Origin of the sequence: Mesorhizobium sp. M1252, from assembly GCF_040318265.1 — a bacterium.
Classification (GTDB): domain Bacteria; phylum Pseudomonadota; class Alphaproteobacteria; order Rhizobiales; family Rhizobiaceae; genus Mesorhizobium.
In genome coordinates this window covers 122,669-144,015 of the sequence record NZ_JAMYLX010000007.1, presented here as the reverse complement: position 1 = coordinate 144,015, position 21,347 = coordinate 122,669, and the positions used below count along the sequence as shown (strand labels likewise).

26 protein-coding genes are annotated in these 21,347 nt (G+C 63.4%); 15 read left to right on the top strand and 11 right to left on the bottom strand.

The window, feature by feature from the left end:
- Positions 1–27 precede the first annotated feature (27 nt).
- Positions 28–1,089, bottom strand: coding sequence for an LLM class flavin-dependent oxidoreductase (locus NKH22_RS16170; protein ID WP_023821720.1), 1,062 nt, complete (start codon positions 1,087–1,089; stop codon positions 28–30).
- 234 nt (positions 1,090–1,323) lie between these two features.
- On the opposite strand from NKH22_RS16170, the gene NKH22_RS16165 reads away from it, so the two are divergent.
- Positions 1,324–1,752, top strand: coding sequence for a DUF6481 family protein (locus NKH22_RS16165; protein ID WP_023673205.1), 429 nt, complete (start codon positions 1,324–1,326; stop codon positions 1,750–1,752).
- A gap of 86 nt (positions 1,753–1,838) precedes the next feature.
- On the opposite strand, the gene sugE is transcribed toward NKH22_RS16165, so the two are convergent.
- On the bottom strand, positions 1,839–2,153 hold the full coding sequence (sugE, locus tag NKH22_RS16160) for a quaternary ammonium compound efflux SMR transporter SugE (protein WP_023681326.1): 315 nt from the start codon (positions 2,151–2,153) through the stop codon (positions 1,839–1,841).
- Between the two features lie 214 nt (positions 2,154–2,367).
- Complete coding sequence (locus tag NKH22_RS16155) at positions 2,368–2,493, bottom strand: hypothetical protein (protein ID WP_006200611.1); 126 nt, start codon at positions 2,491–2,493, stop codon at positions 2,368–2,370.
- Between the two features lie 213 nt (positions 2,494–2,706).
- On the opposite strand from NKH22_RS16155, the gene NKH22_RS16150 reads away from it, so the two are divergent.
- The 4 genes from NKH22_RS16150 (at position 2,707) to NKH22_RS16135 (ending at position 5,952) form a co-directional block, all read left to right on the top strand.
- Positions 2,707–3,516, top strand: coding sequence for a transglutaminase-like domain-containing protein (locus NKH22_RS16150; RefSeq protein WP_023687480.1), 810 nt, complete (start codon positions 2,707–2,709; stop codon positions 3,514–3,516).
- 112 nt (positions 3,517–3,628) lie between these two features.
- Positions 3,629–4,582: a cation diffusion facilitator family transporter gene (locus tag NKH22_RS16145; RefSeq protein ID WP_023821721.1), complete on the top strand. Its 954-nt coding sequence runs from the start codon at positions 3,629–3,631 to the stop codon at positions 4,580–4,582.
- Positions 4,583–4,659: 77 nt separating this feature from the next.
- Positions 4,660–5,064, top strand: coding sequence for a GFA family protein (locus tag NKH22_RS16140; protein WP_023821722.1), 405 nt, complete (start codon positions 4,660–4,662; stop codon positions 5,062–5,064).
- A gap of 81 nt (positions 5,065–5,145) precedes the next feature.
- A complete protein-coding gene (locus tag NKH22_RS16135; protein ID WP_023692995.1) occupies positions 5,146–5,952 on the top strand; it encodes a class I SAM-dependent methyltransferase in 807 nt (268 codons plus the stop codon).
- 61 nt (positions 5,953–6,013) lie between these two features.
- Here NKH22_RS16135 and NKH22_RS16130 read toward each other — a convergent pair whose 3' ends face one another.
- Positions 6,014–7,267 carry a DNA recombination protein RmuC gene (locus NKH22_RS16130; RefSeq protein ID WP_023821723.1) on the bottom strand — a complete coding sequence of 418 codons (1,254 nt, stop codon included), beginning with the start codon at positions 7,265–7,267 and terminating at the stop codon, positions 6,014–6,016.
- Positions 7,268–7,370: 103 nt separating this feature from the next.
- On the opposite strand from NKH22_RS16130, the gene def reads away from it, so the two are divergent.
- The 4 genes from def to truA are packed head-to-tail and all read left to right on the top strand — an operon-like array spanning position 7,371 to position 10,127.
- On the top strand, positions 7,371–7,901 hold the full coding sequence (gene def / locus NKH22_RS16125) for a peptide deformylase (RefSeq protein ID WP_023732764.1): 531 nt from the start codon (positions 7,371–7,373) through the stop codon (positions 7,899–7,901).
- Positions 7,902–7,906: 5 nt separating this feature from the next.
- On the top strand, positions 7,907–8,857 hold the full coding sequence (gene fmt / locus NKH22_RS16120) for a methionyl-tRNA formyltransferase (protein ID WP_023696041.1): 951 nt from the start codon (positions 7,907–7,909) through the stop codon (positions 8,855–8,857).
- Complete coding sequence (locus NKH22_RS16115; RefSeq protein WP_023728813.1) at positions 8,854–9,360, top strand: GNAT family N-acetyltransferase; 507 nt, start codon at positions 8,854–8,856, stop codon at positions 9,358–9,360. Before fmt ends, NKH22_RS16115 begins: the two co-directional genes overlap by 4 nt.
- Positions 9,361–9,371: 11 nt before the next feature.
- Positions 9,372–10,127 (top strand): tRNA pseudouridine(38-40) synthase TruA, encoded by a 756-nt coding sequence (gene truA, locus NKH22_RS16110; protein WP_023821724.1) that lies wholly within the window; start codon positions 9,372–9,374, stop codon positions 10,125–10,127.
- On the opposite strand, the gene NKH22_RS16105 is transcribed toward truA, so the two are convergent.
- Both NKH22_RS16105 and dapE read right to left on the bottom strand, forming a co-directional pair.
- Positions 10,124–10,729, bottom strand: a complete 606-nt coding sequence (locus tag NKH22_RS16105) for a transporter (RefSeq protein ID WP_352910081.1) — start codon at positions 10,727–10,729, stop codon at positions 10,124–10,126. The two genes, truA and NKH22_RS16105, sit on opposite strands and share 4 nt — an antisense overlap.
- A gap of 2 nt (positions 10,730–10,731) precedes the next feature.
- Positions 10,732–11,922, bottom strand: coding sequence for a succinyl-diaminopimelate desuccinylase (dapE, locus tag NKH22_RS16100; protein ID WP_023821726.1), 1,191 nt, complete (start codon positions 11,920–11,922; stop codon positions 10,732–10,734).
- 115 nt (positions 11,923–12,037) lie between these two features.
- Here dapE and NKH22_RS16095 point away from each other — a divergent pair, with 115 nt between their 5' ends.
- Positions 12,038–13,051: a 2-dehydropantoate 2-reductase gene (locus NKH22_RS16095; protein WP_023821727.1), complete on the top strand. Its 1,014-nt coding sequence runs from the start codon at positions 12,038–12,040 to the stop codon at positions 13,049–13,051.
- Between the two features lie 58 nt (positions 13,052–13,109).
- On the opposite strand, the gene NKH22_RS16090 is transcribed toward NKH22_RS16095, so the two are convergent.
- From NKH22_RS16090 to dapD, 3 genes are read right to left on the bottom strand one after another with little or no spacing between them, the layout of a single operon-like run.
- A complete protein-coding gene (locus NKH22_RS16090; protein ID WP_023732758.1) occupies positions 13,110–13,880 on the bottom strand; it encodes a hypothetical protein in 771 nt (256 codons plus the stop codon).
- Positions 13,881–13,901: 21 nt separating this feature from the next.
- Positions 13,902–14,306, bottom strand: coding sequence for a DUF805 domain-containing protein (locus tag NKH22_RS16085; RefSeq protein WP_081731293.1), 405 nt, complete (start codon positions 14,304–14,306; stop codon positions 13,902–13,904).
- Positions 14,303–15,157 (bottom strand): 2,3,4,5-tetrahydropyridine-2,6-dicarboxylate N-succinyltransferase, encoded by an 855-nt coding sequence (gene dapD / locus NKH22_RS16080; protein ID WP_023673222.1) that lies wholly within the window; start codon positions 15,155–15,157, stop codon positions 14,303–14,305. The genes NKH22_RS16085 and dapD overlap by 4 nt, the downstream gene beginning before the upstream one ends.
- A gap of 148 nt (positions 15,158–15,305) precedes the next feature.
- On the opposite strand from dapD, the gene NKH22_RS16075 reads away from it, so the two are divergent.
- The gene (locus tag NKH22_RS16075; protein ID WP_023681343.1) at positions 15,306–16,151 is read left to right on the top strand and encodes an LOG family protein; all 846 of its coding nucleotides are present in this window, start codon (positions 15,306–15,308) and stop codon (positions 16,149–16,151) included.
- Positions 16,152–16,248: 97 nt separating this feature from the next.
- Here the strand turns inward: NKH22_RS16075 and NKH22_RS16070 are convergent, their stop codons facing one another.
- On the bottom strand, positions 16,249–16,950 hold the full coding sequence (locus NKH22_RS16070) for a pyrimidine 5'-nucleotidase (protein ID WP_352652494.1): 702 nt from the start codon (positions 16,948–16,950) through the stop codon (positions 16,249–16,251).
- 175 nt (positions 16,951–17,125) lie between these two features.
- Between NKH22_RS16070 and NKH22_RS16065 the strand changes: the two genes are divergently transcribed.
- The 3 genes from NKH22_RS16065 (at position 17,126) to NKH22_RS16055 (ending at position 19,671) form a co-directional block, all read left to right on the top strand.
- Positions 17,126–17,887 (top strand): GGDEF domain-containing protein, encoded by a 762-nt coding sequence (locus NKH22_RS16065; protein ID WP_023681345.1) that lies wholly within the window; start codon positions 17,126–17,128, stop codon positions 17,885–17,887.
- Positions 17,888–18,064: 177 nt separating this feature from the next.
- A complete protein-coding gene (locus NKH22_RS16060; RefSeq protein WP_023673226.1) occupies positions 18,065–18,235 on the top strand; it encodes a hypothetical protein in 171 nt (56 codons plus the stop codon).
- Complete coding sequence (locus tag NKH22_RS16055) at positions 18,232–19,671, top strand: GMC oxidoreductase (protein ID WP_352910076.1); 1,440 nt, start codon at positions 18,232–18,234, stop codon at positions 19,669–19,671. Before NKH22_RS16060 ends, NKH22_RS16055 begins: the two co-directional genes overlap by 4 nt.
- Before the next feature lie 198 nt (positions 19,672–19,869).
- Here NKH22_RS16055 and phhA read toward each other — a convergent pair whose 3' ends face one another.
- On the bottom strand, positions 19,870–20,706 hold the full coding sequence (gene phhA / locus NKH22_RS16050) for a phenylalanine 4-monooxygenase (protein ID WP_023732756.1): 837 nt from the start codon (positions 20,704–20,706) through the stop codon (positions 19,870–19,872).
- 139 nt (positions 20,707–20,845) lie between these two features.
- On the opposite strand from phhA, the gene NKH22_RS16045 reads away from it, so the two are divergent.
- Positions 20,846–21,322: an Lrp/AsnC family transcriptional regulator gene (locus tag NKH22_RS16045; RefSeq protein WP_023687465.1), complete on the top strand. Its 477-nt coding sequence runs from the start codon at positions 20,846–20,848 to the stop codon at positions 21,320–21,322.
- Positions 21,323–21,347 lie beyond the last annotated feature (25 nt).

Here is a 21,347-nt window from a genome sequence, read left to right as displayed (position 1 = left end):
AGGCCCTCAATCCGGGCCGCCCGTCGCTCAGGCGGCTGGCGCTGCGACGGCGACGCCGGGCTTGGCGGTCTCCTTGCGTACGATCGGCGCCACCTTGGTGCCGTACAGTTCGATCGCCTGCATGATCTTGGCGTGCGGCATGGCGCCGATCGCCATCTGCAGCAGGAAGCGGTCATTGTTGAAGATCTTGTGCTGGGCGACGATCTTTTCCGCCACCTGCTCCGGATCGCCGACGAACAGCGCGCCGTTCGGACCACGCGACTGATCGAAATGCGCCCGCGAGGTCGGGCCCCAGCCGCGCTCGCGGCCGATGCGGTTCATCACTTCGGCCTGCGGGCCGTAGAAATCGTCGGCCGCCTGTTCAGTGGTCCCGGCGATGAAGCCGTGCACATTGATGCTGGTGGCAAGGCCCGAGGGGTCGGTACCGGCCCGCCTGGCGGCATCGCGATAAATGTCGAACAGCGGTGCAAACCGCGCCGGCTCACCGCCGATGATGGCCAGCGCCAGCGGCAGGCCGAGCACCCCCGCGCGGGCAGCAGACTGCGGCGTTCCACCTATTGCGATCCAGATCGGCAATTTGTCCTGCAGCGGCCGCGGATAGACGCCGCGGTCGTTGATCGACGCGCGCAGATTGCCGGACCAGGTAACTTTGACGCTGTCGCGTATGGCCAGCAGCAAATCGAGCTTTTCGGCGAACAGCTCGTCATAGTCCTCGAGATTGTAGCCGAACAGCGGGAAGGATTCGATGAACGAGCCGCGCCCGGCCATGATCTCGGCCCGGCCGCCCGACAAAAGGTCGAGCGTTGCGAACTGCTGGAAGACGCGAACCGGATCGTCGGAGGACAGCACGGTGACCGCGCTGGTCAGCTTGATGCGCTTGGTGCGCTCGGCGGCAGCGGCCAGCGCCACCACCGGCGCGGACGCGGCATAGTCGGGGCGGTGATGTTCGCCCAGACCAAAGACGTCGAGGCCGACCTGGTCGGCCAGCTCGACCTCCTCGATCAGATTGCGCAGTCGCTGATGCGGGCCGATCGCGCCGGGGCCGGGCTCCGGGCTGACGTCGGCGAAAGTGTAGAGACCGAGTTCCATGGCATGTCATCCAAATGTTCTGATTTGCCGCTAGAGGTAGCGGCGAGCCGCCCCGGCCGCCAGAGGGGCGGATAGTGAACAGTGCATGTCGGTTTCGGCCGGCTTTGTTTCAGGGAAAACGCGTCTCCCGGCTGCAACAGCCTAAACTTTCATGGCTGGCATACCGTTTTGGCGCTTGAACTCTCGGTTTTCGCGCGTATGTAAGCGTCGCGAATTGACTTCAGGGAAGTGGACTTGGCTATCTACAGGGAAAAAGACATTTTCGAGCGGCGCAATGCCGCGAACGAGGCAAAGAAGGCGCTTCTGGAGCGCTTCAAGTCGAAGCCGGCGGCTGATGATCCTGCGGTTCTGGCCAAACAGGCCGAACGCAAGGCGATTCTTGAGGCTCGCGAGATACGCGAGGCCGAAAAGGCCAGGCTGAAGCAGGAAAAGCTGGCACGCGAGGCGGTCGAGAAGGCCGAGCGCGAGGCAGCAGCCGAAGCGGCGCGTATTGCGGCCGAAGAGGCAGCGCAGGCTGAAGCGAAGATCAAGGAAGCCGAAGAAAACGAGCGCATCGCCCGTTTGCTGGCCGACGAAGCCGAACGCAAGGCCAAGCGCGACGCACGCTATGCGGCCCGCAAGCAGCGTACCGGCAGGACGCCTCCGGGCTTCTCCGCCCGCTAACGCTTCGATCGAAACGATCGACATCAGGGTCGCCTTGCAGCGGCCCTGAAGGCGTTTGCCTAACTTAAGGATTTGATGCTCGGAGCTCAGGCGGCGAGCTTCAGCCCCATAATGCCGCAGACGATGAGCGCAATGCAGGCGAGCCGGATGGCCGTCGCAGGCTCGCCCAGCAGCCAGATGCCAAGCAGCGCCGTGCCGACCGTGCCGATGCCGGTCCACACCGCATAGGCCGTGCCGACGGGCAGCGTCTTCAGCGCCAGGCCAAGCAGGCCCAGGCTGATGATCATCGAGGCGACGGTGAGCACCGTCGGCAGCGGCTTCGAGAAGCCGTCGGTGTATTTGAGGCCGATCGCCCAGCCAATTTCGAACAGGCCGGCGAAAAACAGAAAAATCCACGACATCGGGATGCACTCCATTCCATGAGCATGGCGGGGCGTCCCGGCCGGACTTTTGAGAAAGGCGCGAGGTCGTCCTCGCCGCTTCGGTATAAGCGGCTGCGCCGGTCCGATCAACAAAACGCCGGCAGCATCGTTCATGCCGCCGGCGTCAAAATCTGCGCCGAAACGGTTTGCCCGGATCTCAACCGTCCCAAGATATTGACGACCTAAGGCGGGCTTACTTTTCTTTGAGCCTCATCGCCTTGACGGGCGGCGCCTTGAGTGCCGGAGCCGCGGCGGGCTTCTTGGCGTCTTTTTTCGGCTTGCGAGCTTCCTTGCCCGCCTTCATCGCACCTTTAGCCATGATTCGTTCCTCCAGTTGCTGGGAGGCCAAGTGAAACAAGAGAAACGCCGGACTGCAAGGGGGCGGGCGTCCGTCGCCGGCGCCGGCGGGCCGCTTTCAACCGGTTTCTAATTTGCTCGTAAACCATTCCGGTCCGTGCCATGGTTGCCTTCGCACTGCAGCATCGGCCATGCCTTCGCCCGGCGATGATCAGGAAGTGCGGTCAGGACGACAATGCGAATCCGCATCGGCAGCGAGATGAGTTTCGATTTTCCGCAGGAAACGCCGCTCATCGCGATGCTCAACGTCCACTACTCCAGGGCCTCCGATCTCGAGCGCCCGGATTTCCTGACCTCCAACCCGCCGGTGCCGATCCAGAGCTACCGCGACAGTTTCGGCAATTGGTGCAACCGTTTCGTCGCCCCGCCCGGACGCTTCACCTTCGGCACCGATTCGGTAATCCGCGACCCCGGTACCTTCGAGATGGGCGACCTGATGGCCTGGCAGCATGAGGTGCGCGACCTGCCGTCGGACACATTGCTGTTCCTGTTGCCCAGCCGCTTTTGCGAGAGCGATCTGCTGGCCAGCGAAGCCTGGCGGCTGTTCGGGCATACGCCGCTTGGCATTGCGCGCGTCCAGGCGGTCTGCGACTTCGTCCACAACCACATCGTCTTCAGCTACGGCAATGCGCGGCCGACCCGCACCGCGGCGGAAGCCTATCGCGAGCAAAGCGGCGTCTGCCGTGACTTTGCCCACCTCGCCGTCACCTTTTGCCGTGCGCTAAACATCCCGACCCGCTACTGCACCGGCTACATCAGCGACATCGGCCTGCCCAAACCGTGGGCGAGCATGGATTTCGCAGCCTGGATGGAGGTCTATCTCGGTGGCCGCTGGCATGTCTTTGACCCGCGCAACAATTCGCCACGCATCGGCCGCATCCTGATCGCGTCGGGTCGCGACGCCGCCGACGTGCCGCTGACCCACATCTTCGGACCGGGCACGCTGGCTGGTTTCAAGGTGTGGACGGACGAGATCATCGAATAGGGGCGTCTTTCCGCAAGCTGGCCTTCAACCTGAACGACCAGGCGATTCGTGCGTTGTGATGCCTGTGGAGCTCGGCGGCAGGCCGTTACATTGGGCGCCTTGGAGGGACAGCATGGCAGCGCATGGCGGGTCGAAGACGGTCATCTACGCGGCGCTCGCCGGTAATTTAGCTATTGCTGTGACCAAATTCGTCGCCGCCTTCTTCACCGGCAGCTCGGCGATGCTGTCGGAAGGCGTGCACTCGCTGGTGGATACCGGCAATGGCGGGCTGCTGCTCTACGGCATGCACCGCGCCGCCCGTCCGCCGGACCGCACGCATCCGCTCGGCCATGGCCGCGAGCTGTATTTCTGGAGCTTCATTGTCGCCCTGCTCGTCTTTGCGCTCGGCGCCGGCGTGTCCTTCTATGAAGGCGTCGTCCACATCATGGCGCCTGAGCCGGTCGCCAATCCCAAAATCAACTACATTGTGCTGGGCCTCTCAATGCTGTTCGAGGGCAGCTCCTGGTACGTGGCGCTGAAGGAGTTCCGCCAGCAGAAGGGCAAGCAAGGCTGGCTGCAGGCCGTGCAATCGAGCAAGGATCCGAGCGTCTACACGATCCTGTTCGAGGACAGCGCCGCCCTGCTCGGTCTGTTCGTCGCCTTCGCCGGCATATTGGCGGCCGAACTCCTCGACATGCCCGAACTCGACGGCGTCGCCTCGATCGGCATCGCGATGATCCTCGGCGCCACCGCCATCTTTCTGGCGCGCGAAAGCAAGGGATTGCTCATCGGTGAGCCGGCCTCGCCGGAAGTGCAGGCCAAGGTGCTGGCCATCGCCCAGCAGGATCCGGCAGTGCAGCGGGCCAACGGTGTTCTCACCGTCCATCTCGGCCCTCGACAGATCGTCGCTGGGCTGAGCATCGAATTCGAGGACCATCTGACGGCGCCTGAGATCGAAGCCTGTGTCGAGCGCATCGAGGCGCTCTTGAAAAAAGAAATGCCGGAGATCGCCAGACTGTTCGTCAAGCCTCAGACGACCGGAACCTGGGAGCACCGGCGCAAGCAGGTCGAGGCGGCGTCGGACTAGTTCTGGACCAGCAGTCCACCGTTGGCCCCATCGCCTGGTCCCGCTAAGATCACCCGACGGATTTCGGAGAATCAACCATGAAAATCGATGGTGGGTGCCATTGCGGCGCCATAACTTATGAAGCAGACGTCGACCCGGAAAAGACCTCTATCTGTCATTGCACCGACTGCCAGCAACTGACCGGTACCGCCTTTCGTGTCACTGTTCCCGCGCCTGAGGATCATTATAGGATCACAAAGGGCACACCGAAGGTTTATATCAAGACGGGATCGAGCGGCGCCAAGCGTGCCCAGGCGTTCTGCGGCGACTGCGGTTCGCATCTTTACGCAGCGTCGGTTGGCGACGGGCCGAAGGTCTATGGGATCAGGGCGGGGACCGCGCGGCAACGCGAGGATCTCGTTCCGACCCAACAGAAATGGCACCGATCGGCCCTGCACTGGCTTCCGGAATTCGAGGGCGTAAGCATCGTAGAGGCGCAGTAGCACCTGCCTCCCGGTTAAGCGCGGCCCAAACCAGCCAATTATGTGCTAGGCTCGCCATCAAACGGATGGCGGGGGATAGCAATGTCGGAAACGGACAAAGTGTTTGCCGGCTCGATTCCGGAAAACTACGACCGCTACATGGTGCCGCTGATCTTCGAGCCGTTCGCCGCGGATTTGGCACGACGGGCAGCGTCCTTGTCGCCCGGCGCCGTCCTGGAAGTCGCCGCCGGCACCGGCGTTGTCACCCGCGCATTGGCTCCAAAACTGTCTCCCGGCGTAAGCTATGTCGTGACCGACCTCAACCAGCCTATGCTCGACTACGCGGCCTCGCGACAAGCTCCCGACAGTCGTATACAATGGCGTCAGGCGGATGCTCTGGCGCTGCCGTTCGAAGATGCGGCTTTCGATCTCGTTTGCTGTCAGTTCGGCGCGATGTTCTTTCCCGACCGAGCCGCCGGCTATCGCGAAGCAAAGCGGGTCCTGAAGACCGGCGGCCATTTCCTGTTCAACGTGTGGGATCGCATCGAAGAGAATGTATTCGCCAATGATGTGACGAATGCTCTTGCGGAGATTTTTCCGAACGATCCGCCCCGCTTTCTCGCCCGCACGCCGCACGGCTACAATGACATTGCATTGATCCGCGGCGAGTTGGAAGCCGCAGGTTTCTCCCGTGTGGTGATCGACACGAGGGCCGAACAAAGCCGTGCCTCCTCGCCGCGCCTTCCGGCGGTTGCCTATTGCCAGGGAACTCCGCTTCGCAACGAAATCGAGGCTAGAGGAAAACTGGAAGCCGCAACCGATCACGCCGCGTCCGTGATTGCAGCCAGACACGGCAGCGGCGAGGTTGCGGCCAAGATCCAGGCGCACGTGATCGTGGCTACGGTCTAATGCATGGCGCCCAGAAGTGTGCCGCGGTTCTGGGACAACGACATGCATCAAAACAAAGACTTTAATCGTCGCCTTCGACGACACGTAGCCTGAGCTGCCCCGTCTTGGAATCCGCCACCCGCACCCCGGCTTCGGCCTTGGCGGGTCCGCCACCGCGCACTTCGGCTTCGCTTTCGCCAAACTCCAGCGCTTCGATCTTTTGGCCGCGCTTGGTCACCTTCGAGGTCGACACCAGTATCTCGTCGATATCCTTGGCCGACTGGCCAAAATGCGTCTGCAGCCGGCGCACGCGTTCGTCGACACGCGCGACGTCCTCCATCAGCCGGATCACCTCGCCCTGGATCAGATGCGCCTGTTCGCGCATGCGGGCGTCCTTGAGGATGGCCTGGATGACCTGGATCGACAGCATCAAAAGCGACGGTGAGACGATGATGACACGCGCCCGGTGCGCCTTCTGGACCACGGCGTCGAAATTCTCGTGGATTTCGGCGAACACCGATTCCGACGGCACGAACATGAAGGCGGTGTCCTGCGTCTCGCCCTGGATCAGGTATTTTTCCGAGATATCGCGGACGTGAATTTCGATGTCGCGGCGGAAAGCCTGGGCCGCGATCTTCTGTTGTTCGGCGCCATCGGCGGCGCGGATGGCGTTCCAGGCTTCCAGCGGAAACTTGGCGTCGATGGCAAGCTGCGGCGCACCGTTCGGCATCCTGACCAGGCAGTCGGGACGGCTGCCGTTTGACAGCGTTGCCTGGAACTCGTAGGCGCCCATCGGAAGGCCGTCGGCGACGATCGCCTCCATGCGCGACTGGCCGAAGGCGCCGCGCGTCTGCTTGTTGGACAGGATCGCCTGCAATTGCACGACCTGGCCGGCCAGCGACTGAATGTTGCCTTGCGCGGTGTCGATGACCGCCAGCCGTTCCTGCAGTTTGGCGAGGCTCTCATGCGTCGATTTGGTCTGTTCGGTCATGGTTTGGCCGAGTCGGCCGGTCATGGCGTCGAGGCGCTGGCCGATCGACTGGTTGAGTTCGGCCTGCCTTGCGCCGAACACGTCGGCGATGGCGCCCATGCGGCCCTGCATCTCGGCCTGGCTTTGCAAAATGCCGGCCATCCGCGCCCCGGCGTCGCGGGCGTGGTCGGCGGCTTCCGCCGCGGCGATGGTGCGCGCCTTGGCCGATCGCCACAGCGCCACGACAAGCGCCAGGAACAGGCCGAGAAACACCAGCGCGCCGATGGCCAGTGCATGGCCGAGCGTGATCGTCGTCACGCCAAGCCGGGCAACGGGTTCGGAAAGGATGGTGCTCAGGTCGTTCATCCCGCCAGCATAGCCGATTCGCAGACCTGGCACAGATCAAAACGTGAACGAGACCGATTCGCACCGGTTGACGCTTCTCCTGCGACGTTTTAGGTGAGGCGCCATGTCGATCAAGCCGCTCATCATCCTTCCCGATCCTATCCTGCGCCAGGTTTCCAAACCGGTCGAACGCGTCGACGCGCCTTTGCGCAAACTGACCGACGACATGCTGGCGACGATGTATGATGCGCCGGGCATCGGCTTGGCCGCAATCCAGATTGGCGAGCCGCTGCGCATGCTGGTCATCGACCTCGCCAAGGAAGACGAGCCGCCGGCGCCGCATGTCTTCATCAATCCCGAAATCCTCGAAAGCGCCGACGCTCGCTCCGTCTACGAGGAAGGCTGCCTGTCGATCCCGGACTATTACGCCGAGGTCGAGCGTCCCGCCTCGGTGCGCGTGAAATATCTCGACCGCGACGGCAAGCTGCAGGAGATCGAGGCCGAAGGCCTGATGGCGACCTGCCTGCAGCACGAGATCGACCATCTCAACGGTGTGCTGTTCATCGACCACATCTCGAAGCTGAAGCGCGACATGGTGGTCAAGAAGTTCAAGAAGCTCGCCAAGGACAAGGCGCCGGGCAAGCTGGTGGGATAGGGAAGATGCCGCTTCGCGTCATCTTCATGGGCACGCCGGAGTTTTCGGTGCCGGTGCTGCGCGCGATTGCCGAGGCCGGGCACGAGATAGCAGCCGTCTACACCCAGCCGCCGCGCGCCGCGGGCCGCCGCGGGCTGGAGCTGACACCGTCGCCGGTGCAGCGCGAGGCTGAGCGGCTGGGCATCGAAGTGCGCACGCCGCTGTCGCTGAAGGGCGAGGCCGAGCAAGCTGCTTTCTATGCGTTGCGTGCCGATGTCGCGGTCGTCGTCGCGTATGGTTTGCTGTTGCCGAAGGGTATTTTGGAGGCTCCGCGCCTCGGCTGCCTCAACGGCCACGCCTCGCTTTTGCCGCGTTGGCGTGGTGCAGCTCCCATCCAGCGCGCCATTATGGCCGGCGACGTCGAAACCGGCATGATGGTGATGCGCATGGAAGAGGGCCTGGACACCGGTCCGGTGGCACTGGTTGAAAAATGCGCCATAGAGCCCGACATGACCGCCGGCGATCTGCACGACCGCTTGATGAATATTGCTGCCACGCTGATGGTGGAAGCGCTGTCCCGATTGGAGACAAATACCCTGGCATCGACTTTGCAGGCGGCTGACAGGGTGACCTACGCCAGGAAAATCGATAAGTCGGAGACACGTGTGGACTGGACGCGCCCGGCTGCGGAGGTCCACAATCACATTCGCGGCCTGTCGCCATTCCCGGGCGCCTGGTGCGAGGCCGACATCGGCGGCCGCACGGAACGGCTGAAACTGCTTCGCTCGACCCTTTCTGAAGGTACGCTTTCTGAAAGCATGGGCGAGTCGGGAGGAATTCTCGATGACCGGCTGACGGTCGCCTGCGGGTCGGGCGCGGTCAGGCTGGTCGAAGTTCAACGGGCGGGCGGAAAGCCTGCTGCCGCGCAGGAGTTTCTGCGCGGGGCCAAGATCGAAAAGGGAATGAAGTTCTCATGAGCATGATGTCGATACGCGGCGCGACGCCGCGGGACCGCGAGGCTATACGCCTCGTCGAGGAACACGCATTCGGCCAGCAGGCGGAGGCCGGGCTGGTCGACGCTCTGGTCACCGGCGGCGACGCCGTTGTCGAACTGGTGGCGGAAGAAGACGGCCAGGTGGTCGGCCACATCCTGTTTTCCAGGCTGTTCGTTCAGAACGGCGGCAAGCAGTTTGCAGCCGTGGCGCTGGCGCCGTTGGCGGTGGAACCTTCGTTCCACGGCTCGGGCATTGGCGGTGCGCTGATCCGCGAGGCGCATATCCGCCTCAGGGATGCCGGCGAGACGCTCGCCGTTGTGTTGGGCGATCCGGCCTATTACGGCCGCTTCGGCTACAATCATGCGCGGGCCGAAAAGTTCGAGAGCGAATATCAGGGCGAAGCGCTGCAGGCGCTGGCCTGGGGTGACGCACCCGAAAAAGGCAAACTGGTCTACGCCCAGGCCTTTACCGCACTCGCCGCCTGAACGAAGGGTGTATGCCGCGTTTTCGTCTCGATATCGAATATGACGGCAGCCTCTTCGCCGGCTGGCAACACCAGGCGGATCAGCCTTCGGTGCAGCAGGCGATAGAGCAGGCGATCGAGAAATTCTGCGGTGAGGCGGTGCGGATACGCGCCGCCGGCCGCACCGACGCCGGGGTGCATGCGACCGCCCAGGTGGCGCATGTCGACCTCGCCAAGGCATGGCCAAACGACAAGGTGCGCGACGCCGTCAACGCGCACCTGCAGGCGGCGGGCGCGCGCATCGCCATCCTGCAGGCGACGGTTGTCCTCAATGAGTTCGACGCCCGTTTCTCGGCCAGCGGACGGCACTATCTCTACCGCATCCTCAACCGGCGCGCGCCTGCAGCGATGGAAAAGGGCAAGGTCTGGTGGGTGCCGAAGCGGCTCGATGCGGACGCCATGCACGAAGCGGCGAAAGTCCTGCTCGGCCGACATGACTTTACCACCTTCCGCTCGACGCAATGCCAGGCCAACAGTCCGGTGCGGACGCTGGAGCTGCTCGATGTAAGCCGCCAGGGCGACCTGATCGAAGTCAGGGCCTCGGCGCGCTCTTTCCTGCACAACCAGGTGCGCTCCATGGTCGGTTCGCTGAAACGCGTCGGCGACGGCGGCTGGACCGCCGCCGACCTCAAGGCCGCGCTCGCTGCACAAGACCGCGCCGCCTGCGGCCAGGTGGCGCCGCCCGACGGGCTTTTTCTCGTCGGTGTGGACTATCCGGAAAAGTTCTAGGCCGGAGTGGCGGTCGGCACAGTGATGCCGAGCAGCGCCACCAGGCCGAACAACACGGCTAGAGACACCACCAACATGCCTGCGAACACGGCGCTGCCGACAGCCGCGCCCTTGCCGATCGTGGCGTTGGTCATCCGCCAGGAGAGTACCAGCGAAAGCACCACCAGAACCAGCCACACCAATTCGGCAACCGGGTTGCCGGACGGCAGGAAAAGCCTGATCAGCGCTGAAGGCAGCAGCATCCAGGCGGTGATCGCTGACGCCCAGTTGCTGGCGACGACATAGTGGACGAAGCGGTCGCCGATGCCGGCGCGCGATGCGACCAGGGCAAGCACAACCAGGGGCAGCAGCCACGAGCCGAGGTCGACGGTCGCCAGGCGAACCAACATGCCCAGCCGACCTGCGAACGCATTGGGATCGCCGATCTCGTTGGCCGTGCCGACCCAGCCGACGATCATCGCCGGCGCGGCGACGACGATGGCGAAGAAGGAATTCCAGAAGCCGTCCGCCGAAAGGTCGAGCAGCCGCAAGCCGTCGGCCTTTCCGAGCATCAGCCGCCAGGCGCCGTTAAGCGATGAAGAGGTCTCGTCAACCGAAAGCATGATCAGCCCTGCTCGAACCAGTCATCGATGAAGCGCTGGTAGATTTGGGTCAGCGTCTCGAGGTCGGCCAGTGCGACGCGCTCGTCGACCATGTGCATGGTCTTGCCGACGAGGCCGAACTCGACCACCGGGCAATAGTCCTTGATGAAACGCGCATCCGAGGTTCCGCCCGAGGTGGACAGCGCCGGCTCCTTGCCGACCGTCGCCTTGATCGACCCGCGCAGCGTCCCGATCAGCTTGTCGTCGCGCGTCAGGAAGACATGGCTCGGCCGGTCGCGCCAGATCAACTCGTAGTCGACCGGCGTCTTGCCGGTCCGGTATTTCTTGCGCTTCGCCGCCTGGTCGAGCCGGTTATGGATCTCGGCCTGCACCGTCTCGGCAGTCCATGTGTCGTTGAAGCGGATGTTGAAGGTGGCTGTCGCCTTGGCCGGAATAACATTGGTCGCCGGGTTGCCGACATCAATCGAGGTCACTTCCAGATTGGTCGGCTGAAAATCCTTCGTGCCCTTGTCGAAGACGGGCGACAGCAAGGCGTCGACCAGGCTGATCAGGCCGCGCACCGGATTGTCGGCGAGCAATGGATAGGCGACATGGCCCTGGCGGCCGTTGACCGTGACACTGCCCGACATCGAGCCACGCCGGCCGATCTTGATCATGTCGCCGAGCGTGTCCGGATTGGTCGGCTCGCCGACGATCGCGGCGTCCCATCTCTCGCCCCTGGCCGCCGCCCAGTCGAGCAGTTTTGTCGTCCCGTTGATGGCCGGCCCCTCCTCGTCGCCGGTAATCAGCAGCGAGACCGAGCCTTTCGGACCACCCTTGTTCTCGACATGGCGCGCCACGGCAGCGATGAAACAGGCAATGCCGCCCTTCATGTCGACGGCGCCGCGGCCGTACATCTCGCCCTTGGCGATCTCGGCGGCAAAGGGCGGATGCGTCCACGACGCCTCGTCGCCCGCCGGCACCACGTCGGTATGGCCGGCAAACATCAGATGCGGCCCATTACCGGAGCGGCGCGCGTAGAGGTTCTCGATGTCGGGGGTGCCGTGTTCGGAAAACACCGGGCGTTCGACGGAAAAGCCGAGCGGCTTCAGCATGCCTTCCAGGGCAGCCAGCGCGCCGCCCTCGGCGGGCGTTATGGAGGCGCAGCGTATGAGGGTCGCGAGGTTGGCGGCGGGATCGGTCGGCAGTTTCATGGGCAAAGCGATAGTCGAAAGCGAAAGGCCTGTCACGGCCAGAGATGATGACCGGTCCTGCCGCCGACATTATGGTTTTCATGTCGTATAGTGCAGGCCGACACGAGATAATCGCATGGCCAACGCCGAAAAGACCATCGTCATTGCCGGCGCCGGCAGCATCGGCTGCTATGTCGGCGGTTGCCTGGCGCTGGCCGGACGCAAGGTGGTGTTTTTGGCGCGGCCAGGCATCGCGACGGCCTTGCTGGACGGTGGCCTGCGCATCACCGATCTCGATGGTCGCGACCGATCCATCCGGCCGGAGTCCGTCACCACCGATCCCGCCGCTGCCCTCGCCAGTGCCGACGTGGTGCTGGTGACGGTCAAGAACGGCGCTACCGAGGAGATGGCGTCGCTTGTTGCCGGACATGCGCGCGGCGATGTCGTGGTGGTCAGCCTGCAGAACGGCGTCGGCAATGCCGACCGGTTACGCGCCGGGCTCGGTGGACGGACTGTGCTCGCCGGCATGGTGCCGTTCAATGTCGTCCAGTCGGCCATAGGCAATTTGCCGCTTCACGTGCATCGCGCCAGCGACGGCAAGGTCATGATCGAAGATGGCGTGACCGGCCTTGCCGGCCTTCTCGATGTCGAAGGGCTTGGCGTGGAAACCCATCCCGACATGAAAGCCGTTCAGTGGGGCAAGCTGCTGATCAACCTCAACAACGCGCTTGTCGCCTTGTCCGGCCTGCCGCTGGCGAGCGAACTTGCCGACCGCCGCTGGCGGCGGATCCTGGCCGGTCAGATCGACGAGGCCCTGGCGGCGATGAAGGCGTTACATATCGCGCCGGCGCGGATCGGCGGCTTGCATCCCGGCCTGCTGCCGAACCTGCTCCGGCTGCCGGACTGGCTGTTCGGGCTGGTCGCCCGCCGCATGCTCGCCATCGACCCGCAGGCGCGTTCGTCGATGTGGGACGACCTCCAGCGTGGTCGGCCGACCGAGATCGGTGACCTGCAGGGGGCCGTCCTGAGCCTCGCCGAAAAGGCCGGCACGCCGGCGCCTCTGCTGAAGCGGGTCACCGTGCTGGTGCGGCAGGCCGAGCGGGAAAAGCGCGGCTCACCCGGGCTGACGCCGGAAACCGTCACTGGATAGTCTACTTGCCGCGAGCCTCGGGCTTTGGCCCGCAAAATAGGCGCGTGGGCCCGCCGCGTCACAGCTTTGGTGCGCGCCTCGGAGCCGGCGCTTTGCTCGCCGAGCCTGGCGCCGGCAGGGGCTGCGCCGCCGGGTGGTTCTCGATCAGCGTGATCTTCTGCCAGATCTTGCGCGACAGGTTGGACGCCAGGTTCTCGACGTCGTTGACGCCGTCGATGACCACATCGTCATTGACCGACTGCGCAAACAGCGCCGCGATCTTGCCGGTGATCGACAGCATCTCCGAGCAATAGTCGAGGTAGCGCGCCAGGTCGGCGGCATTGGTGATGCGCGCCGGCGAATGCGCGGTCGGCCTGAAATTGGCGGACAATGCTGCCGGATCCTTGGTCAGCTGGTGCATGTCGATGACATGGATCAGCGATCTCAACCCATGCAGCTGGCGAAACACCCGCTTGCGCTTGATGCGCTCCTCGGTGCGGATCAGCGCCAGCAGGCCGAGCACGGCAAGGATCATCATGTTGATCGTGGCTTCGATGCCTTGCACCGACTGCACCGCATCGTCGGCCTGCGAGATATGGATGAGCGGCAGGATGGTGCCGACGAACAGGAAGATCAGCGCGCCGGCGGCAACAGCGGCAACGATGGCGCCGCGGAGCCACCAGATCGGCGCTTCCAGCGCCTGCGCCGCCTTGGCCAGGTCGCGCGACAGCGACACCAGTTCGGCGGCGACGCCGCGCAGGCCGGCATCGGGAAAACGCTCGGCGACGCGCTCTTCCAGCCGCTCGGCGGTGTCGATGATCAGTTTCGGATCAAGCGTGCGGTAGCGCATGGCAAGATATCCGGTCGGCGCTCATGTTTCAGCCGGCGCGTTGCTGCGTTTGCCGTAGCGGTTCGGACCGGGGTCACCGCGGAAACACGCTAGAACGATGAGAAGAATGGGGCCGATGACAAGAGAGATCAACGCGTAATAAGTCGGCTTGCCGAAATCATGAAACCGCTTTGCGGTTACCGCAAAGCTCGACCATGTCGAGATCAGCAAAACGACCCAGAACACAAGTGCCCAGTTCTGGCTGGTTGCGGTGCCGGGTTCCAGTCTCGACAACTGGTAGAGCGGGAAAAACTGTGCAAGCACCAGCAGCAGCCCGGCGAGCACGTAGGCACTTGGGCTGACGCGCCCTGAGAGGCTGAAGAAAAGCCAGGGAAGTGGTGGTGTGTTGGGCAATCTGGAGCGCTCTGGTTGCTCGGACAGGATCAATCACGCAGCAGTTCGTTGATCGAGGTTTTCGACCGGGTCTTGGCATCGACGCGCTTGACGATGACGGCGCAGTAGAGGCCAGGGCCCGGCTCGTTGTTCGGAAAGGCCTTGCCCGGCATCGAGCCGGCGACGACGACCGAATTCGGCGGCACCTCGCCATAAAACACTTCGCCGGTGGCGCGGTCGACGATCTTGGTCGACTGGCCGATGAACACACCCATTCCGAGCACCGAGCCTTCGCGCACGATGCAGCCCTCGACCACTTCGGAGCGCGCGCCGATGAAGCAATTGTCCTCGATGATGGTCGGGCCGGCCTGCATCGGCTCCAGCACCCCGCCGATGCCTACGCCGCCCGAGAGGTGCACATTCTTGCCGATCTGGGCGCAGGAGCCGACCGAGGCCCAGGTGTCGACCATGGTGCCGCTATCGACATAGGCGCCGACATTGACGAAGGACGGCATCAGCACCGCGCCCGGCGCGACATAGGCCGAGCGGCGCACGATCGAAGACGGCACGGCGCGGAAGCCTGCCTTCTCGAAATCGACCGCGCTCCAGCCGTCGAACTTCGACGCCACCTTGTCCCACCAGACCGCCTGGCCGGGGCCGCCCTTGATGATCTCCATCGGATAGAGCCGGAACGAGAGCAGCACCGCCTTCTTCAGCCATTGGTTGACATGCCATTTGCCATCGGCCTGGCGCTCGGCAACGCGCACGGTGCCACGGTCGAGCAGGTCGAGTGAGGACTGGATGGCGTCGCGCGTTTCGCCCCGGGTCGCGGTCGAAATCGTGTCGCGCTCCTCGAAGGCCTTCTCGATCGTCTTTTCGAGGCTGGCCAGATCAGGCTTCGACATGAATTCGCTCCGTTACCACGCTGTTAAGGCCGTCGGCCTTAACCTTGTTTTGAAAGTCGCGCGGACCCTATGTTAAGGCGTATTGGGGGTCAATCGCGCGTGCGCCATGGGACGGCGCAAGTGAACTGTTGGGACGGGTAGAAAGCATATGACTCCTATGGAAAAGGCGGGATGGACGCCGCTGCCGCATTCGGACGAGGATCTGGAGCGCTCGAAAAGCGTTCCCGACACGCCGCAGACGCGCGCCGAAACCTACCGGCTGGCCTGGAACGATCCCGACTTCATGACGCGCCGGGAATTGCGCGCTGTGCGCTTGCAGCTTGAGCTCTTGAAGCCCGAAATGATCCTGGCCGAGCGCGGCATCCGCTCGACGGTCATCCTGTTCGGCGGCGCGCGTATTCCCGAGCCCGGCGGCGAGGCCTGGGCCGCCAAGAACGAGACGCAGAAGAAAAACCTCGAGGAAAACAGCAAATACTACGAGGAGGCGCGCAAATTCGCCCGCCTCTGCTCACAGCAATCGGCCACGTCCTACTACCGCGAATTCGTCGTCGTCACCGGTGGCGGCCCAGGCGTGATGGAGGCGGGAAATCGCGGCGCCGACGATGTCGGCGCGCCGTCGATCGGCCTCAACATCGTCCTGCCACACGAGCAGGCGCCGAACGCCTATGTGACCCCGGAGCTGTGCTTCAACTTCCACTATTTCGCCATCCGCAAGATGCATTTCGTCATGCGCGCCAAGGCCGTCGCGGTGTTTCCGGGCGGCTTCGGTACCATGGACGAATTCTTCGAGACGCTGACGCTGATCCAGACCGGCCGCATGGAGCGCGTGCCGGTGATCCTGTTCGGCAAGGCGTTCTGGCAGCGCGCGATCGACCTCGATTTCCTGGCCGAACAAGGCACCATCACGCCCGGCGACCAGGATATCATCGACTTTGTCGACACCGCCGACGAGGCCTGGGGGATCATCAGCCGCTTCTACAAGTTGGGGGAGTAGGGGAACCGGGAATTGAAGAACTGAAGAATTGAGGAAAAGGAGGTCCGGATCGGTCTCCCTTTCACCAGTTCTTCAATTCTTCAGCTCCTCAATTCCTCTACCCCTCCACTATCCCCGTCAGAAACGTCGCGAGATCGTCGGTGACGAAATCGACGTCGTCCTCATTGGCCGGATCGCGTTCCCAGATCTCGGCAAAGGTCGGCTCGAAATTGCGCGGCACCACCAGCACCGTGGTCATGCCCAGTGATTTCGGCACCTCGAGGTTGCGGGCGAGATCCTCGAACATCACCGCATTGTGTCCGGTGACTGCGTGCAGTTCGGCAAACTTCTCATAGGTCTGCCGCGACGGCTTCGGCGTCAGCCCGGCGGCGACGATATCGAAAATGTCGTCGAAATGGTCGAGTATGCCGAGCTGGCGCGCGGTGCGCTCGGCGTGCCTGCGGTCGCCATTGGTGAAGATGAACTTGCGGCCGGGCAGCTGGCGGATGGCGGTGCCCAGCACCGGATCCGGCACCAGCCACGAATAGTCGATGTCGTGCACCTTTTCGAGAAAATCGTCGGGGTCGATGCCGTGGCGCGTCATCAGCCCGTTCAGCGTCGTGCCATATTCGAGATAGAGTTCCTTCTGCAGCTTGCGCGCTTCCTCGCGCGGCAGCGTGAGCAGTTCTCCGACATAGGCCGTCATCTTGACGTCGATCTGCGAAAACAGATTCGAATGGTGCGGATAAAGCGTGTTGTCGAGGTCGAACACCCAGTCGGTGACATGGGCGAAGCGGGCGGGATCGGGCAGCGTGGTCATGGCGTCCTTATGGCATGAAATATCTGCCGTTCGAACCCCTTTCTGATGTAGAGCTTATCCACAACCTATGTGCATCTAGAGTTGTAAAAATGGGCTCACCATTCAAATTTTAGCCATCACGGAAAGGTGGCCTTCAGGGCTTGCTGGCACAGAGACGGTTCAGTGGGAGCCAGCGATGAGTCGCATAGTCTTAAAGTCCGCCGCGGTCGCATTCGGCTCGGTAGCCATCTCGCTTTTGCTGACGCTGATCATCGTTCCCGCCATGGGTTTTCCGGTCGACCGCACTGTCTGGCTGACATCGACGGTGTGCCCGCTGGCGCTCGCCTGGATCGCCTGCGCCAGCACATTCTGGCAGAGCGACCGACTGAAAAACGCGCATCGCGATCTCGCCCGCGCGCATGCCCAGCTCGCCGCCGCGCATCGGCGCCTGTCGGCGAAGGCGAGCCGCGACGACATGACCGGCATGCTCAACCGCGAGAGCTTCTTTGCCGCGTTGGACGGCTCGCGGCGCAAATCCGATCGCGGCGCGCTGCTGATCATCGACGCCGACCATTTCAAGGCGATCAACGACAGTTTCGGCCATCTGACCGGCGATGACGCACTGGTGTTGATCGCCAGCGCCATCGAGCGCGGCGTCCGCAGCGGCGACGTGCTCGGCCGCATTGGCGGTGAGGAGTTCGGCGCCTTCCTGGTCGGCGCTACGGAAGCCGAAGCCCGGCGCGTGGCCGAGCGCATCCGCCGTGAAGTCGAGCTGGTCCGCTTTCGTCCGGTCGACGAGCGCACGGTGCCGCTGACCGTCTCGATCGGCGGCATCACCTGTGCGCAAGATGCCGATGTCTCGGACCTGATGCGCGCCGCCGACCGCCGGCTCTACGAGGCCAAGCACCGCGGCCGCAATTTGTCGATCCTCGACCGGGACATTTCCGAAGCTGCCTAGGTGTTGGTGGTGGGGCTGTTAACGGTTCGCCAACATTGTTTCCACGCAACTGCGCCGTTTACCGGGTTGTAACTCGTTTACAGGCAAGGCTTGGCACGGGAATGGCATGGCTGGCCGGTACCTGTGCCGTTCAGGGAACGCCATGCGTGGATCGAAGCCCCCATCCAGAGACGTGTCATGAGTTTCTTCATCAGGAAAATGTCGCGCCGCACCATCGTGCAGGCGCTGATTGCGATGCCGGCGCTACAGCTTTTTCGCAAGCTGCCTGACAGCGACCGCCCCCCGGCCGATCCCGACGAGATCGTCGTGGTCAATGGCTGGATCCTGAAGCGGAGCGACCTGGCATGATCTTCGACAGCTATGAGGCGTTTCGAGCCTCGGATTTCAAGCCCAGGGTCTGCATTCTCGGCTCCGGGCCGGCCGGCACCACCATTGCCAGAAAGCTCGGCGCCGCCGGCATTCCGGTCGTGGTGGTGGAGGCCGGCGCACGCGAATTCAGCGACGAGTCGCAGGATTTCTACCGCGGCTCCACGGTCGGCGATCAATATTTCGATCTCGACATCACCCGGCTGCGCTTCATGGGCGGGTCGTCGAACCACTGGGCCGGCTGGTGCCGCGTGCTCGACAAGCAGGACTTTGAGCCCAAGGCATGGGCGCCGGACACCGGCTGGCCAATCGCCCGGACCGACATCGAGCCCTATCTGTCCGAGGTGCACGACATACTCGAGCTTCCCGACTTCAAGCCCGATGTGCCGATTTCAGACGACATACGCTGGGTGCAGCTGATCAAGAGCCCGGCCGTGCGCTTTGGCGAGAAATTCTCCGACGAGCTCGACAAGAGCAAGAACATAGCGCTCGTCCTCAACACCTATGCCACCGAACTTGCCGGCGACGGCAAGCGAGTGACCGGCGCCAGGCTGTGGTCGAACGGCAAGGATGCCGGCGCTTTCAGCGCCGATTATTTCATCGTCTGCGCCGGCGGGCTGGAGAATTCGCGGCTGCTTCTATGGTCGAACCAGCGCTCGAATGGCGGCGTGGTGCCGAACGCCACGGCACTTGGCCGCTACTGGATGGAGCACCCGACCTTCGAGGGCGGCAATGCCATCCTGGCCGATTACAGCGAGTTCGAGGTCGATGCCGTCAACGAGGCGTTCTTCTCGCCGACGCTCGCCGCCATGGAGCGGCTGCAGATCATGAATTTCGGCATACGCCTGATCGAGACGCCTTATGCCGGCGTCAAGAGCCTGATTGCCGACCTTGCCTGCACCGCGCCCGAGGCCGCCGAATGGGTCGCCTACCAGCTCAGCCAGAACCTGCGCTGCGCCGCCCAGCTCTACGTCGCCTGGGAACAGGCGCCGCTGGCCTCGAACCATATCGAATTGTCGAAGACCGATGTCGACCGTGCCGGCGTGCCGCGCATCGAGCTGCACTGGAAGAAGTCGCCGTTGGAGCGCCGCACCATCCTCGAGGGGCTCAAGTTGTTCGGAACGACGCTGATCGAGAAGGACCTCGGCCGCGTCCGCATCATGGACTGGCTGACCAATGGCGAGGACTACCCGACGGATGAGGAACTGGCCGGCCACCACCACATGGGCGGCACGCGCATGGGCACCGATGTCACCAAGAGCGTGGTCGACGCCAACTGCAAGGTGCACGGCATGGACAATCTCTATGTCGGCGGTTCCTCGGTATTCTGCACGTCGGGCGAATGCAACCCGACTACGACGATCACCGCACTTGCCTGCCGGCTAGGCGACCATCTGACCAAAGTAATCACGGTGTGACGAAGTCATCCCCCCGGTGTGACGAAGTCATCACCGTCTGATTGTCAAAAAAGCGAACGGCGCGACAGGATTGCTGCCGGCGCTACCCATGCCTTGGTGTCGAAACCCTCGGAAATCAGCGCCAACGAGATCTCCGTCCTCCTTTGTGGGGAGGGATTAAGGGTGGGGGTAGGTGCCGCGCAAACCCTTCAGGATTTGCTAAACCGTCGCTGGATCCAGCGCCGGCTGCCCCTTGCGGCGGGCGACGATCGCCTTGAAATCGGCGGTCCGGAACGCATCGCGCAACACGTCGAAGGACGGCAGCACGAAATAGGCGCGCTGGAACTTGTCGATCTCGTAGCCGGTGCGCATCACCGTTTCGAGGTCGAAGGGCACGTGGTGCGCGTCCGGGCTCGCGACGGCGAACTGCAATTCGGTGAACGACGACATCAGCCCGGCGCCGAAAGCTTTCCGCTTCTGCCCCTCCTCCTGTATCAGCCCGTATTCGGCGGTGTACCAGTAGAGCCGGGTGATCATCTCGTCACCGCCCAGTGCAATCACGCTCTCGGCCTTTTCGCCATACATCTGCATGAAGTCGGCAAACACCGGCTGTGTCAGGATGGGCACATGGCCGAAGAAGTCGTGGAACATGTCGGGTTCGACGATGTAGTCGAGCTCGTCCTTGGTGCGCAGCCAGTTGGTCACCGGAAAGCGCCGGTTGGCGAGATGGTCGAAGAAGGGCGCGGCCGGGATGAGGCCAGGCACGGCGACGATTTCCCAGCCGGTCAGCTTGCGCAGCTTGTCTGAGACCGCGCCGAAATCCGGGATCTTGTCGAGCAGGCCGAGTGCGGCGATCCCATCGAGATAGGAATGGTGCGCCAGCTTCTGCGTCAGCTTGGTCTGCCGGTCGCACAACGTGCGCCACACCGCCTGTTCGTCGGCGCTGTAGTTGTAGCCCTGCGCCACGGTGAAATCGGAACGGCACACTGAATAGTCGCCACGCAGGCCTTGCGCCGCGCAATCACGGGCATATTCGGCAACGCTCATCGTCGTCATGGTTCTTCTCCCCTGATCGTGACACTTGAATCTGTCCGCAGAGTCTAGCGGCGGCCGGCGAGGCAATTCAGCTTTGATGATGGCTTGGGTCCATGATTTGAGGTAAAAATCACCAAGCAGAAGCTGAAAGAGAGTGAAAATGCCTCAGTTCGACGATTTCGAGATCAAGATGCTGGATGTGCTTCAGCGCGATGGACGCAAGCCCGTGTCCGAACTGGCGCAGGAGATCGGCCTGTCGACGACGCCTTGCGCCCGCCGCTTCGAGGCGCTGCAGGAGGCCGGCATCATCAAGGGCTTTGCCGCCGTGCTCAACCGCCGCGCCGTCGGCCTGATGGTCGAGGTGTTCATCCAGGTGCGGCTCACCAGCCACAGCGACGGTTCGCCCGAAACCTTCATCGCCGCCGTGCAACGCATGGACGAAGTGTCGTCATGCTGGACGATGACCGGCGACCACGATTTCCTGCTGCACGTCATGGTGCCGTCGGTCGACGAACTCAACGCCTTCGTCATGCACCGCCTGATGCGCCTTGCCGGCGTGCGCGACGTTCACACCCAGCTGGTGCTGCAGAACATCAAGGGCCCGGGCCACGTGCCGCTCGCCCACCTCAGGCGGTAGGACACGCACCGCCATTTCTGCGGAA